Source organism: Sphingobium sp. (genome assembly GCF_036170395.1).
Taxonomy (GTDB): Bacteria; Pseudomonadota; Alphaproteobacteria; order Sphingomonadales; family Sphingomonadaceae; genus Sphingobium.
In genome coordinates this window covers 41,616-53,507 of sequence record NZ_JAVHPD010000057.1, presented here as the reverse complement: position 1 = coordinate 53,507, position 11,892 = coordinate 41,616, and the positions used below count along the sequence as shown (strand labels likewise).

Below are 11,892 nucleotides of genomic sequence, written 5' to 3'. Positions count from 1 at the left end.
CACTCACTCTGGCACATTGCGATGCCGTTGGGAGCCGTCCACCCCAACAAGGCGGGTTATCTGAACTTCATCGCGACGCCCGTCGACGGATGGTCGGTGGACCTCGCCGGCCGCTATGAAGATTATACCGATTTCGGCGATACACTGATCGGCAAGATCACGACTCGTTACGATTTCAGCGACGCCTTCGCAATCCGCGGCACGGCGAGCACAGGCTTCCGCGCGCCCACGCTCGCCGAGCAGAAATATTCGACGATCAATGTCGGCCCCACCAGCGCCGTGGCGCAGCTCCCCGCAGGCACGCCAGCGGCCGCGCTGCTGGGCTTCGGCAATCTGAAGCCTGAAAAATCGAAGAATTTCTCCGCCGGCATCGTCCTGCGGCCCGCGCCCAAGCTGGCGATCACGGTCGACGGCTATCTCATCAAGATCAAGGATCGCATCACCGGAACCGCAGCCCGAAACGCTGTGCTGAACGGTGTTGTGCAGCCAGGCGCCGCCGATATCATCAATGCGCTCAACGCGGCAGGCATCGTGCTCGACAGTGCGCTGTTCACTGCCGGCACCATCGGTGTGTCGAGCTTCACCAATGGCATCGACACGCGCACATGGGGCATCGACTTTTCCGCGAGTTATCCGGTCGCGCTCGATTTCGGGCAGTTGAATCTGTCGCTGACGGCCAATTACAACAAGACGAAGATCACCAACAATAAGGTGGGCTATCCGATCTTCAACGCGGCGTCGGAGAGCAATATCGAGCGCTCCAATCCAGATTACAAAATCGTCGCCAACGCCCTGTTCACGTCTGGCCGGTTTACGCTCAACCTGCGCGAGACATTCTACGGCAAAACGAGCGTGCTGGTGCGTCCCGCTTTCACATCCAGTTCGGGCGGCCAGATCGTCATCCCCGATGGCGGCTTCCTTATCAATGATGGTGCGGGCGGAGCGAACCAGCTCTATTTCAACGGCGTCGTGAAGCCGGCAGCGATCACCGACCTGGAGGTCGGCTATGACTTCACCGACGCGGTGACCTTCTCGATCGGTGCGAACAATCTGTTCGACAAGATTCCGGAAATCCCGAAGAAGCTCGTCGGCGTTACCGTGCCGACCGGTGTGTCGCCCTATATCAATGGCGCGGGCGCATATAATTCGCCCTATGGTCATGGCCCGTACAGCACCTCTGGCGGTTATTATTACGCCCGTATCGATTTCAAATTCTGAACCAGGTCGCGAAGGAAGGGCCGGCCTGCGGTGGCCGGCCCTTTTTCGTTGGGGTAACATCGTGTGCTTGCACGTCCCCAGAGGAGTCTTGTCCATGAAGTCCAGTCTTGCTGCCCTTGCCCTACTAAGCGCCGCCCCTGCCCTCGCCCAGCCCGCGCCGGCGCCGCAAGCCATGCCGGCCAAGCTGCCCTTCTCGCCTGCGGTGCGGGTCGGCGACATCCTCTACATGTCGGGTCAGATCGGGCAGGTTCCAGCAGGGATGGATCGTCATGGCGCGGGCTTCGACGCGGCGACCAGGAATGCGATGGACTCGATCGGCAAGATATTGACGCAGCATGGGCTTGGTTTCGGCAACGTCGTCAAATGCACGGTGATGCTGGACGACATGGCCGACTGGCCGCGCTTCAACGCCGCCTATGTGCCCTATTTCGAGGGCAAGCGGCTACCCGCGCGCAGCGCGTTCGGGACGGACGGGCTGGCGCTCGGCGCGCCGGTCGAGGTGGAGTGCATCGCCGCGTTCAATTGACTCTACAGCGCAATTGCCTCGCGCGCGATCAGCACCGGAGCGCCATCGCGAACCGGATAGGCCAGGCCCGCCGCCTCGGACACGAGCGCCTGGCGCGCTGCATCCCAGCGCAGCGGGGCGCGGGTGAGCGGGCAGACGAGCTTCGCGAACAGCCAGGGATCGATGGGCGAAGCGTCGCTCATTGCAGGGTCGCGCCGCCGTCACGCTCTATGCGGCCGACGATCTGCATCAACTGGATGATCCGCTCGGACCGCTCGGACAGCGTATCGGCCTCCAGCAAGGTCTGCTTGGCCGCGGGATCGAAGGGCGCGATCTGGGCGATGCCGTTCACCAGCGCCGTGTCGTCCAGCCGGGACACGGCCGTCCAGTCGACGACATAGCCAAGCGAGTCGGCGAAGCGCCGCGATTCCTGCTCCAGCGCGGCGCGCTCAACCGCAGCCAGCGACTCATCCTCCTGTGGCGCCTGTTCGACATCCGCCTCGATCTGGCGGAATTGCGTGGCGACGGGCAGTTCGCGCACCACACGGAAACGCGCCAGCCCAGTCAGAATGATGTTGAAGCGGCCATCGTCCAGCGCTTCGATATGGCTGACATGGCCGAGGCACCCCATGTCGAAAAGCGGCGGCACCGGCCCGCCGCCGCGCGGCTGAATCATGCCGATCCGCCGGTCGCGCGCCATCGCGTCATGGATCAGCGCCCGATAGCGCGGCTCGAAAATGTGCAGCGGCAATTCCATGCCCGGCAGCAGCAGCGCGCCGGACAGGGGAAAGATCGAGACGCGCGCGAGCGGCATGGGCGTTACGAAAACAGGATTTGCGACAATTTGCGCCGCTGTGCCGCGACCCAGGGATCTTCCAGCCCGACGGCTTCGAAAATCTTGAGCAGTTGCGCCTTGGCTGCGCCGTCGTTCCAGGCACGGTCGCGGCGGACGATCTCCAGCAGCGCCGCCGCCGCGCCGTCGCGGTCGCCATTCGCCATCAACCCGCCCGCCAGTTCAAAGCGCGCGTCATGATCGTCCGGATTGGCGGCGACTCGCTTCTCCACGCCGGACAGATCGGCGACGGGCTTTACGTCACGAGCAAGGGCGATGGCGGCACGCGCCTGGTCGATGGCGGGATGACGGGCAGCCTCTTCAGGGAGAGCAGCGAGCACCGCCTCAGCGTCATCCAACTCGCCCAAGGCGACAAGCGCGCGCGCCTGACCAGCCGCAACCTCCGCATTGTCCGGGTCCATCTCCGCAATCTGGGTGAAGACGGATAAAGCGCGCTCCGCCTCCCCCCCGGCCAGAAGCTCCTCACCCATGGCGATGAGCGGCGCGATTTCCTGCGCCAGCGCCTTTTCGTCGGACTGGATCGGCAACTGCGCGAGTATCTGGTCGAGATACTGGCGGAGCTGGCCTTCGGTGCGCGCCTGGCTCAGGTCCGCGACCGGCTGGCCTTGGAACACAGCATAGACGGTAGGGATCGACTGGACGCGGAACTGGCTGGCAATGAAGCCATTTTCGTCGACATTGACCTTTACCAGCTTGACGCCCTTGGCCGCGTATTCCGCGCACACCTTCTCGATCACGGGGGTGAGCTGCTTGCACGGGCCACACCATTCGGCCCAGAAATCGACGATCACCAACTGGGTGCGCGAAGGCTCCACAACGTCCCGGCGAAATTCCTCGACCGCCGCCTTTTCGGTGTCGCTCAATCCCAGGGTCGCCACGCTCATATCTCCTGCTGCCGATACGGGTTGCCCCGCCCATAGACCGCAATATGGGGCGCGTCACCCTCTGGCTGCAAGAGACGCATCCTAGAAGGTATAGCCGACCCCCAGCGCGCCAATCCACTGGTTGCGGGAGCCCGCGATCGAAACGATCGGCGAGTCCGCATAGCGGCCGAGCAGTCGCGAATAGCCGACGACGCCAAACAAGGCCCAACCGCGCCTGATGTCGCCGGAGAGCGAATAGCCGCCGGCGAGGCTAGCGGTCACACGCCGGAAGCCCGCCTTATCGCCGGCGCGGTCGTAGACGGGCAAGCCGCTGGCCGCCGCTCCGGCAGGATCAATGTCGAAATAATAGCGGCCGAACCTCTTGCCCACATAGTCCGCCGACAGGCCGAGCCCGACGAAACTCTTGGTCGAAAGCGGCGTGAAATATTCGATCTGCGGCGTGACGATGATGCTTTCATGCGCGCCCGCCACATCCTTCGTCACCGCGACGCGAGCGGAGAGATTGTCATAGGCGCTAGTGACGACGCCGGTCTTGCCGAAGCCGGCAAAACCGCCGACCTCGATCGCGAAGTCGCGCTTGCCCAGGGCTTCGACCTGCGGATCGTTGATCGCCTTGCGACTGGAGCGGTCAAAGCGGGCGCCGACGACAGGGCCGAGTTCCAGGTCCCATCCCTCCCCATCCGTATCGGTCAGCATATCGACATACAGCGCCGGCCCGCGTGTCCAGAAGCTGCGATCCTTCACCTTGCCCCGCAGCTGGGGCAAAGGGAGCACCCGATGCTCATCCGACCCCTCGTATGTCGGCACGACAGCGGCGCCAAGGCCGATGGTCAGGCTGCTATGGTCCTCCTGCTGCGCCAAGGCGGGCGCGGCGAAGGGCATGGACGCGACGATCGTCGCGCCCAGGAGAAGGCGAAGGCTGTGCATGGACGACCCTGACTGAAAGATGATGCGGGTCGATAATGTTTCGAGGGGGTTACGGTTCCGCCCTTCGTCTCAAAGGAAATATTTGAGGCGGATATCCTGTTCGACCGGCGCGCCCGCGACCGGGAAGCTCGCGGCGCGGAAGCTGGGCGCGCCGAAGCGCAAAGCAGGGTTGCGCGAGAAGCCGACACCCTCGCGCGGGATGCCGGCAAAGGTATCGAGCCGGCCATTGCCATTTTCGTCATGGATGATCGCGATGGCATAGCTTCCCGGCGCGAGCATCCCCAGCGGCGTCTCGCCGCCACGGGGAGCGACGGCGAAGTGGCGCTTGTCCGGGTCGTCGCGACAATCGGGAAAATGGTCGGGCAGACGGGTGAGGCAGACCAGCACCTTGCCCCTTGTCGAACGCAGCCCGGTGAGATCGATGCTGACCGGCTGCGCCAGATCGGGCGGCGCGGCCCCGCCCAGCGCGATCGCTGCCGCCGCCGCCGCCAATAACCTGCCCTTCATGCCCTGCCCTTCGTAAAGTCACCCAGACCCCGGTCGGTCCCGCACAGCCGATCCCAGAAACGGAAATAGAGACCGTAATTGCACCGATACTGGTCATGATGCCGCTGATGATGAGTCGCTGTGATAAGCCAGCCACCGATCGGCCCGCGCACCATCCAGCGCGGGAACATCTCCCACCCCATATGGTTGCTGACGCCCATGACCGTCATGATCGTAAGCACGAGACCGAGCGCGCCGACATGGATCGGGATCAGGAAGACAAGGGCGGGGATTATAATCGCTCCGGTGAGCGCTTCCCACGGATGGAAACTCATCGCTGCCCAGGCCGTCGGCGGGCGGCTGGCATGATGCACCGCGTGAGCGATGCGGAACAGGCGCGGCTGGTGCATCCAGCGATGGGTCCAGTAGAACCATGTGTCATGCGCGGCGAGATAGAGCAGCACGGATAGCGGGATATACCAGAGCGGCCATGTGTGGATATCGTCGTAGATGCGGGTCCAGCCATGCGTCTGCCAGCCCCAGGCCACGATCCCAGCCGGCACGCCATAAATGATGGCGGACAGCAGCGACCAGGCGATCTCCCGCCGCATTTGCGCGTCGAGCCCCTGGTACAGACCGGGCTGGCGCAATCGCGTCGCCAGTGCGAAGCCCGCGCTCGCCAGCAGGTAACGCACCGCCACGATCAGGCTCATGGCTAAGGCGGACAGGACAATCGCGGCGACCATGGCCGCCCTATACAAGGCTTGTCGCGCGGGCGGAAGCGATCGTGACATTTTGATAGAAAACAGAAAAAGAGAAGGGCCACCCATAGCGGGCAGCCCCTCCTTTGTTAGCATGTGGATCGCGTGGGTCAGACCACGACGAAATCCGCCGCCGTCATGGCCAACCCGGTGGACAGGGTGGCGAACTGGATCGCCGCGCCGGCGCCGTTGCCATCGGCGTCAAACAGCAACGCGCCGGTCGCGCTGTTGTAGATGATGCGATCGCTCGCATCGTTCGCCGCAGCCCCGATGAAGAAGGCATTGGCGTTGAGCGCGCCGGCGGCAAGTCCGGTGAACACGGCATTTTCGAGGCGGATCGTGTCGTCCACCACCACGAAGTCGGTGATGCTATCAACATTGGCCGCACCCAGAGCGGTGGTGAACGCGAAAACGTCCGCTCCGGTGCTGCCAGTCAGCGTGTCCGACCCAGCCTTGCCATCCAGCACATCGTTACCCCCGAGCCCGTTGAGGATGTTGATTCCGCTATTGCCGGTAATCGACTGGGCCAAGCTGTTGCCGGTGCCATTGATGTTGGCCGAGCCATTAAGGATCAGCGCTTCAATCGCACGGCCGTTGAGGTTGTAGCTTGCCGAGGAATATACGACGTCGCCGGTGCCGCCGGTCGATGCTTCAACGACGTTGTCGGACGAGTTCTCGACATAATAAGTGTCGTTGCCGGTGCCGCCGTTGAGCACGTCGATACCCGCGTTGCCGTTGAGCACGTCGTCGCCATCGCCACCGTTGAGCGTGTCGTTGCCGTCTCCGCCGCGGATGGCATTGTTACCGACGTCGCCCGTCAGCGTGTCGGCATAAGCGGAACCATCGATATTCTCGACCCCGGCGAGCGTATCGCTACCGGCACCGCCTGTAGCCTGCGCGCTCGCAAGGGCCAGACTTACGGTGACACCGGCCGCCGCGCTGGCATAGCTGGCGGTATCGACACCTGCGCCACCGTCGAGCAGATCGTCGCCCGCGCCACCATCCAGGATGTCATCACCCAGTAGGCCATAGAGCAGGTCGTTGCCGGCATTGCCCCACAGACTGTTGTTCTCACCCGAGCCAGTCAGCGAATCCGCCCCCGCCGACCCGACGACATTCTCCACGCTGGAGAAGGAAATCGGGCCGGAACCGCCGGGCGTATAGGCAAAGGTGCCATCGGTCAGGTTGATGGTGGTCGTCGTAACGCCAATGGCAGATACGTCTAGCGTGTCGGAGCCGGCGCCGCCGAAGAAGGCCTCTCCATAGCTGCCGTTCCAGCCGTTGTAGAGGCGGAACGTATCGTCGCCTTCCTCGCCATAAGCGAGATCGCGGCCGCTGCCGCCATCGAACACGTCGTTGCCGGTGCCGCCGATCAGCAGATCGTCGCCATCGCCGCCAGAGATATTGTCGTTGCCGGCCTGGCCATAGACAGTCTCGTTACCGGCGCCTGCGTCGATCGTGTCGTTGCCCGCGCCGCCGTCGATGGCGTCGAGGCCATCGCCGCCGGTGATGGTGTCGTTGCCGTCGCCGCCGGTGATGCTGTCGTCGCCAGTGCCGGCGTTGATGACATCATTGCCCGTGCCGCCATCGACAGTGTCGTTGCCTGCACCGCTGGAAATTGTGTCATTTCCCGCGTCGCCGCTGATGATGTTGCTGCCAGAACCGGTCGTAATGTTATTCGACGCCGTACTGCCGATAACGGTTTCGCTGCCGCTGGCTGCGCCGTTGTAATAATGTTCGAAATTCACCCAGGTTTCGTTGAACGATCCACCATTGGTGTATGTGCCGGCGCCGAGGTCGAACGTCGCGCCACCGCCGAAACTGGTGCCGCCGCCATCGATCGTGTCGAATCCGCCGCCGCCGTCATGGTAGCGGACGTCCGAAAGCGCCGGTACCGGCGGAGCCCAGTAGATCCGGTCGTTGCCCAAATCACCATAAACCGAATCGCTGCCGCCGCCGCCGATCAGCGTATCGTCGCCCGATCCGCCACGGATCGTGTCGTTGCCCAGGCCGCCATCGATATAGTCGTTACCGTTGTTGCCGTTCAGCACATTGTTGGCCTGGTTGCCAATGATGCTGTCATTGCCCGTGCCGCCATTGGCGTTTTCGATCAGCGACGCGGTGTTGCCCTGATAGAGCAGCGCGTTGAAGATGTTGCCGCGGGCATAGACGTTGCTGCCATTGTTGCCGAGATAGGCGAGTTGAGTCTGGCTGAACACCGAATGGCCGCCGGGGTTCAGGTCAAGCGACAGGTTGGTCGTATAATTGGACAGGTCATAGGTATCGACGCCGCCGCCGTCCCACAGCGTTGCAAAGATGCGGTTGCCGCCCGGATCGATGGCGACCGCGCCGTTGATGTAGGTTTCGCCGCTGGTCGGGTTCCAGCTATAGGTGGTGTTGCCCGAATTGACCGAATAGTCAGCGCCATACATCGCCTGAAGCGCTGCGATATCGAGCATCATATAGGTCTGAGGGGCGCCCCATTGCTCGTAGGAATAGCCGGTCAGCGGCGCACCCACATAGCTGCGGTAGGTCATGACCGTGAATTCGATCGAGTCCCAGGCGGTAGGAAGAGCGCCGAAGCCGCCGGTTTCCTGACCATGTTTGAGGCCCAGCGAGTGGCCCAGTTCGTGGAACATGGTGTGCCAGGCGTAGTTGCCGGCGGTAGGCGTCTTGAGGGAATAAATCGTGTTGTCATAGGCCGCGCCGAAGAAGGTGTCGCCGCCATAGATGCTGTTGTTGGGATAATAAGCGTAAGCCGTGCCTGGATCGCTGGAGTTCGCCCCGCGAATGGTCGCCGTGGATGAACCTGCCCCATTATAAGTGATGCTGAGGTTGGTGAAAGATTCAACCGCGAAGGCGGTCGACGCGGTCGACTGCGTGTAGGCGGTCGAGTTTAGCGCTGTATGGAAAGCAACCATCTGCTCCAGAGTGAACTGGGAAAATCCCTCATTCTGCGCGCTGATGCCGTCACCGTCGCCATCGCTGAAATAGCCGCTTTGATAGTCGGCTGCTGAGTCGGTGTCAGAGTAGGTTATGGACCCGGACCATTTGACCCCGCTCAAGATGCCATCAATCTTCTGATCGCCGGTGGAACCTTGGGCGGTCGAGGTCGATCCGCTGCCATTTTCCTGCGGCTTGTTAAGATCATTGGCGCCGCCCGGCGCGGTGTCCGGCGGCAGCATCACATCCTGCGGATAGAGAAGCAGAACCTCCGACCGTACGGTGCTGTCCGCGATGGTCCAGGTGGGAGCGGCATCCGCGATGCCACTGGCGAGAGACGAAGAAAAATCGGAGGCCGACTTCGCTTTGATGGGGCCATTGCCTTCTACTTTGAACATACATCCTCCTAAAGGGACTAGAGGCTGACACGTTCACTGTGTCGGTTGGCGAACGTTCTTGTGGGGCGTTTACATGGCAGCAAATTTGAAAGCTGCCAAGAAAACTAATTTCAAACCAATTCAATACCTTGGTGAGGAAACCACGCTATTTCACTGAATTTACGCAGTATTTTTACTAATATATTATTTGTTAACTGCATTTTTCATTTATGGAGTATTTGGCGCGGCCACAGAATGGCCTCGGAGCGCGGCGGCTTTTCGTGCGGCCTCTCGGCCAAGCGGATGGTCGGGATGACGCTCGGCGAACAAGGCATATGCCTCCGCCGTGCCCGTCTTCTCCATGCCCGCAAATTCGGATCGGACCGCGACCTCTGCATCGCCCGGCGGCAGCATGATGCCCCCGGTGCCGGGCGGGGCTTTGGTTCCCGCTGGCAGGACGGGCAGGCGCGGGTCGGCTGTTCGCCGATTGTCGGCATACGCACAGCCGGCAGCGATGACACCGCACAGCATCGTCAGCGACGCGCGCCGGACCAGCATAGGATATATTGCAGCCACAGCCTCTTCCTCTCCGGTTCCGGCGGCATCTGGATCAGCAATAGCGATACAGCGCAGACGACGGAGCGTGCGGCCTTCGGCTTGTCGCTCGGCGGCTCCTCGCCGGCGAATGTTGCTGTAGCATGAACAGCCACGATAGACAAGCATTCCGTCGCCCCGCTCATCGACGCGGATAACCGCTTGACCCTAGGATGACGCTGCGGAAGAGCGACATTCTCCCTCGCGAGGAACGCCCGCTCCCATGTCCATCGCCTTTCTGAACGATGCCTTTCTTCCCCTGGAAGAGGCGCGCATCTCGCCGCTGGACCGGGGATTTCTGTTCGCCGATGGCATTTACGAGGTCGCGGCAGTCCTTGACGGCAAGCTCGTCGACAGCGCCAGCCATCTCGCGCGACTGGAGCGATCGACCGCTGCGATCGGCATCGCCCTGCCCTTGACCCTTGCCCGCATCGAGGATGTACAGAAGGAATTGGTCAAGCGAAACAATGTGTCCGAAGGCTTGGTCTATCTCCAGATCACGCGCGGCGCTGACAAAAGTCGCGACTTCCTGGCGCCCGCTCAGTTGACGCCCACCCTCTTCCTGTTCGTTCAGGACCGCCCCGTGATCGACGTGCCGGCGGCGCGCGCCGGCATCGCGGTCGCTACGGTCCCGGACCTGCGCTGGCAGCGGCGCGACATCAAAAGCGTCGGGCTGCTTGCGCAAGTGATGGCGAAGCAGGCGGCGCAGGAGGCGGGCGCTCAGGAAGCGTGGATGGTGGAAGATGGCTTCGTGACCGAGGGCGCGTCCTCCACCGCCTTCATCCTGACCGACGAAGGGATCATCACTCGCGCCTATGACCAGAGCGTGCTCGCGGGTTGCACCGGCACGGCGCTGATGGCGCTGGCGGCGGAGCGCGGTACGCAGATCGTTCGCCGCGCCTTCACAGTTGCCGAGGCGCAGGCGGCGCGGGAAGCCTTCATCACCAGCGCGTCGACCTTCTGCCAGGCGGTCGTGCGGATCGACGGCCAACCGGTCGGCGACGGCGTGCCGGGGCCGGTCGCGATGCGGCTTCGTGACCTCTACATCGATTTCGCCCGGCAAACCGCGGTCTGAAAACTAGGTCCGTTTCGGCGGCATTGTTACCGCAGTTTGACGTTCGCCCAAACGGCTCCGCTTTGGCGGGGACCAAGTCCGATGCCGCTCGGGATCGGAGCGAGAGCGGGTGCGACCGCGCTTATCGCGTCGGATTTCCCTCCAGATTGTATGTCATAGCGGACAAAGATGCCGCTGGACCGATCCGATGTTGCTCTATGTTATAGAACGAAGCTAGAACAGGAGTCGGACCATGATGGAAGATTTCCCCTATCCCGCTCCCATGGCGGCAAAGGTGATGGCGCTCGTCGATGAGCGTCCGGGCCTGTTGGTCATTGCCGATGCCACTGATGCTGCCGATCTTTCTCCGATCGCCGACGCGGCGGGGTTGCGCTTGTTGGGCGTAAGCGACGTAGAGGACGCGTCGGCGCGGCTCGACGCGCAGACCCAGTGCGATGCACTGCTGCTGTTCTGCCCGACCCCATGCAGCGCCCTGGAACGGCTGCTGGTCCAGATCGAGACGCAGGCGGTGCAGACCGGCATGGCGGTGGTGATCGTTGCGGGGTGGGACACGGTCGAACTCGCTTACGCCTGCCTGCGCAGTCCCCACAGCCAATTGCTGTGCGACCCCAATCGCACCGAGCTTGCCGCCGCGCTGATCGCCGCCGGCGCGCATGAGCCGCTGACGCGTCAGGTGCATGACATCAACGCCGAGAGCAACCGGCTGCAACAGTTGAGCGAAGAGGTCGGCCGGCTGGCGCGGACCATCGACGCCCTGACCCAGAGAGCGCGCGTGTCAGCGCCGCCCAGCTTCGATCTTGGACCGCGCATTTCCGATCGCCCGAGCGACTATATCGGCATGCCGGTGCTCGAGCCGCTTGCCCCGGCCCAGGCCAAGCCCCATGCCGACCTGCCCGACATAACCGGCGCCCAGGTGCGGGACATGTTGCGTGCGCGGCGGATGCGGGCCGACTTCCTGCCTGGCGACCTGTTCGCCGATCCGGCCTGGGACATGTTGCTCGACCTGCTGGCTGCGCGGCTGGAGCAGGAACGCGTGTCGGTATCAAGCCTGTGCATCGCCGCCGCCGTGCCGCCGACGACCGCGCTGCGCTGGATCCGCACGCTGACCGATCAGGGTCTGGTGAAGCGACAGGCCGACCCGCATGACGGCCGCCGCGTGTTCATCACCCTGGCGCAGGATACAGCCGACGCGCTGCTGCGGTGGTTCGGGGCGAGCCGGCGGCTACGGCACGGCTGAACCGCTTGACCGGCCCGCATTTTCGCCTAGAA

Annotated in this window: 12 protein-coding genes; 5 read left to right on the top strand and 7 right to left on the bottom strand. The window is 63.1% G+C overall.

The window, feature by feature from the left end; all coding sequences use genetic code 11:
• Window positions 1-1,218: TonB-dependent receptor domain-containing protein (locus V2B31_RS14660; protein ID WP_328279768.1), on the top strand; the 1,218-nt coding region annotated here is incomplete at its 5' end.
• 94 nt (window positions 1,219-1,312) lie between these two features.
• Complete coding sequence (locus V2B31_RS14655) at window positions 1,313-1,744, top strand: RidA family protein (RefSeq protein ID WP_328279766.1); 432 nt, start codon at window positions 1,313-1,315, stop codon at window positions 1,742-1,744.
• Window positions 1,745-1,746: 2 nt separating this feature from the next.
• On the opposite strand, the gene V2B31_RS14650 is transcribed toward V2B31_RS14655, so the two are convergent.
• From V2B31_RS14650 to V2B31_RS14620, 7 genes are all read right to left on the bottom strand, one after another.
• The gene (locus tag V2B31_RS14650) at window positions 1,747-1,926 is read right to left on the bottom strand and encodes a Trm112 family protein (protein WP_328279764.1); all 180 of its coding nucleotides are present in this window, start codon (window positions 1,924-1,926) and stop codon (window positions 1,747-1,749) included.
• Entirely contained in the window at window positions 1,923-2,537 is a 615-nt protein-coding gene (locus tag V2B31_RS14645) for an LON peptidase substrate-binding domain-containing protein (protein WP_328279762.1), read from the bottom strand. Before V2B31_RS14645 ends, V2B31_RS14650 begins: the two co-directional genes overlap by 4 nt.
• A gap of 5 nt (window positions 2,538-2,542) precedes the next feature.
• A complete protein-coding gene (locus tag V2B31_RS14640; RefSeq protein WP_328279772.1) occupies window positions 2,543-3,454 on the bottom strand; it encodes a tetratricopeptide repeat protein in 912 nt (303 codons plus the stop codon).
• 87 nt (window positions 3,455-3,541) lie between these two features.
• Window positions 3,542-4,387, bottom strand: coding sequence for a MipA/OmpV family protein (locus V2B31_RS14635; protein WP_328279760.1), 846 nt, complete (start codon window positions 4,385-4,387; stop codon window positions 3,542-3,544).
• Window positions 4,388-4,456: 69 nt separating this feature from the next.
• Window positions 4,457-4,894 (bottom strand): DUF2141 domain-containing protein, encoded by a 438-nt coding sequence (locus V2B31_RS14630; protein ID WP_328279758.1) that lies wholly within the window; start codon window positions 4,892-4,894, stop codon window positions 4,457-4,459.
• Entirely contained in the window at window positions 4,891-5,619 is a 729-nt protein-coding gene (locus tag V2B31_RS14625) for a sterol desaturase family protein (RefSeq protein ID WP_328279756.1), read from the bottom strand. Before V2B31_RS14625 ends, V2B31_RS14630 begins: the two co-directional genes overlap by 4 nt.
• Before the next feature lie 125 nt (window positions 5,620-5,744).
• On the bottom strand, window positions 5,745-8,975 hold the full coding sequence (locus tag V2B31_RS14620) for a M10 family metallopeptidase C-terminal domain-containing protein (RefSeq protein ID WP_328279754.1): 3,231 nt from the start codon (window positions 8,973-8,975) through the stop codon (window positions 5,745-5,747).
• A 234-nt stretch (window positions 8,976-9,209) separates the two neighbouring features.
• Here V2B31_RS14620 and V2B31_RS14615 point away from each other — a divergent pair, with 234 nt between their 5' ends.
• The 3 genes from V2B31_RS14615 (at window position 9,210) to V2B31_RS14605 (ending at window position 11,860) form a co-directional block, all read left to right on the top strand.
• Window positions 9,210-9,656, top strand: a complete 447-nt coding sequence (locus V2B31_RS14615) for a hypothetical protein (RefSeq protein ID WP_328279751.1) — start codon at window positions 9,210-9,212, stop codon at window positions 9,654-9,656.
• A gap of 115 nt (window positions 9,657-9,771) precedes the next feature.
• A complete protein-coding gene (locus V2B31_RS14610) occupies window positions 9,772-10,623 on the top strand; it encodes a D-amino-acid transaminase (RefSeq protein WP_328279749.1) in 852 nt (283 codons plus the stop codon).
• A gap of 232 nt (window positions 10,624-10,855) precedes the next feature.
• The gene (locus V2B31_RS14605) at window positions 10,856-11,860 is read left to right on the top strand and encodes a winged helix DNA-binding protein (RefSeq protein WP_328279746.1); all 1,005 of its coding nucleotides are present in this window, start codon (window positions 10,856-10,858) and stop codon (window positions 11,858-11,860) included.
• Window positions 11,861-11,892: the final 32 nt, after the last annotated feature.

What these genes read in the sequence shown, in the direction of transcription:
- V2B31_RS14655 (WP_328279766.1), top strand. Translation starts at nt 1,313, where the DNA reads ATGAAGTCCAGTCTTGCTGCCCTTGCCCTACTAAGCGCCGCCCCTGCC.
- V2B31_RS14650 (WP_328279764.1), bottom strand. Translation starts at nt 1,926, where the DNA reads ATGAGCGACGCTTCGCCCATCGATCCCTGGCTGTTCGCGAAGCTCGTC.
- V2B31_RS14645 (WP_328279762.1), bottom strand. Translation starts at nt 2,537, where the DNA reads ATGCCGCTCGCGCGCGTCTCGATCTTTCCCCTGTCCGGCGCGCTGCTG.
- V2B31_RS14635 (WP_328279760.1), bottom strand. Translation starts at nt 4,387, where the DNA reads ATGCACAGCCTTCGCCTTCTCCTGGGCGCGACGATCGTCGCGTCCATG.
- V2B31_RS14630 (WP_328279758.1), bottom strand. Translation starts at nt 4,894, where the DNA reads ATGAAGGGCAGGTTATTGGCGGCGGCGGCGGCAGCGATCGCGCTGGGC.
- V2B31_RS14625 (WP_328279756.1), bottom strand. Translation starts at nt 5,619, where the DNA reads ATGGTCGCCGCGATTGTCCTGTCCGCCTTAGCCATGAGCCTGATCGTG.
- V2B31_RS14620 (WP_328279754.1), bottom strand. Translation starts at nt 8,975, where the DNA reads ATGTTCAAAGTAGAAGGCAATGGCCCCATCAAAGCGAAGTCGGCCTCC.
- V2B31_RS14615 (WP_328279751.1), top strand. Translation starts at nt 9,210, where the DNA reads ATGGCCTCGGAGCGCGGCGGCTTTTCGTGCGGCCTCTCGGCCAAGCGG.
- V2B31_RS14610 (WP_328279749.1), top strand. Translation starts at nt 9,772, where the DNA reads ATGTCCATCGCCTTTCTGAACGATGCCTTTCTTCCCCTGGAAGAGGCG.
- V2B31_RS14605 (WP_328279746.1), top strand. Translation starts at nt 10,856, where the DNA reads ATGATGGAAGATTTCCCCTATCCCGCTCCCATGGCGGCAAAGGTGATG.